This is a genomic window from Endozoicomonas sp. ONNA2 (assembly GCF_024606365.1).
GTDB lineage: Bacteria > Pseudomonadota > Gammaproteobacteria > Pseudomonadales > Endozoicomonadaceae > Endozoicomonas.
This window is the reverse complement of record NZ_JAHHPO010000504.1, coordinates 1-1,137: the sequence shown is the minus strand read 5'-3', so window position 1 is coordinate 1,137 and position 1,137 is coordinate 1. Positions and strand designations below refer to the sequence as shown.

The window sequence follows — 1,137 nt, the reverse complement described above, 5'->3', positions numbered from 1 at the left end:
CGGTGCAACCATACTCGGTGATGGTCGGGTGGTGGTGATCCTTGATCCGGCGGCACTGTACCGCAAACATCAACTGGTCATTCAAGAAGCCAAATCTGACACAGTTGAAAGAGATACTCCTGATAGCAGTGATTCGACTGTTAAATCTACTGTTAAAGTGCTTGTGGTGGATGACTCGGTTACCGTAAGGAAAGTCACCAGTCGTCTGCTAACCCGGCAAGGATACGAGGTAATATCGGCACGGGATGGTGTGGAAGCCATGACCCGTCTCTGTGAGCAGCGGCCAGACATCATGCTACTGGATATCGAGATGCCCCGTATGGATGGCTTTGAGGTCGCCAGTGCGGTCCGGAATGACCCCGGGCTTCAGGACTTGCCGATTATCATGATCACCTCCAGAACCGGTGAGAAACATCGTAACCGGGCCTTCAGTCTTGGTGTCAATGAGTACATCGGCAAACCTTTCCAGGAAGGGCCACTGCTCGAGTCGATTGAACAACTGCTCGAAGTTGCGAAAGTCTGATCTTTGAAATGGTTGCCCTTGACAACCCCGACAGCAAAGTAACAGAACGAAGAGGAAACCATGTCCACAAGCTGCCAGCCCATTTCGTCCGTACTGATACCCATGCAGCAGCGCCCCCTGCTGATACCTTCAGCATGCATTGCCGGTATTCAGGACTACAGTCGTCCGGAGGCAAATTACCCGGAAACCGAATGGCTGCTCGGTGACCTTGACTGGCGACGTACAATAATCCCGGTGGTTTCCTTTGAAAGACTGAACCAGGGTCGATTTGCCGAGTTCTCTGCCACCAACCGCATTGTCATTATGCATCGAACCAGTAACAACGCTAGCCTGCCATTCTATGCCATGGTGGTCCAGGGGGTTCCGCAGCCAGTAACATTGGTGCGGGAAGAAGTCCGTAATTCCGCCGAAGAAAAAGGCCCTATGGAGAAATACCGGATTATTATGAGAGACGTTCCCGCTTCAATTCCGGATCTTTCTCTTGTGGAACAGAAGTTGACATCCTCCAGCGATTTGGCTGGGGGAAGTTATCAATGACTCGATTAAAACCAAACCGTTACCTTTTGATCAACAACTATTACTGGGAAAAAACGATCGCAATTCTATAAAAAGAC

2 protein-coding genes are annotated in these 1,137 nt (G+C 50.5%); both read left to right on the top strand.

Annotated elements, in window-relative coordinates; all coding sequences use genetic code 11:
* The coding region (locus tag KDK14_RS09010; protein WP_257264761.1) for a response regulator at positions 1-523 on the top strand (523 nt) is incomplete at its 5' end.
* Positions 524-583: 60 nt separating this feature from the next.
* Complete coding sequence (locus tag KDK14_RS09005; RefSeq protein WP_257264760.1) at positions 584-1,060, top strand: chemotaxis protein CheW; 477 nt, start codon at positions 584-586, stop codon at positions 1,058-1,060.
* The last annotated feature ends 77 nt before the right edge of the window (positions 1,061-1,137 follow it).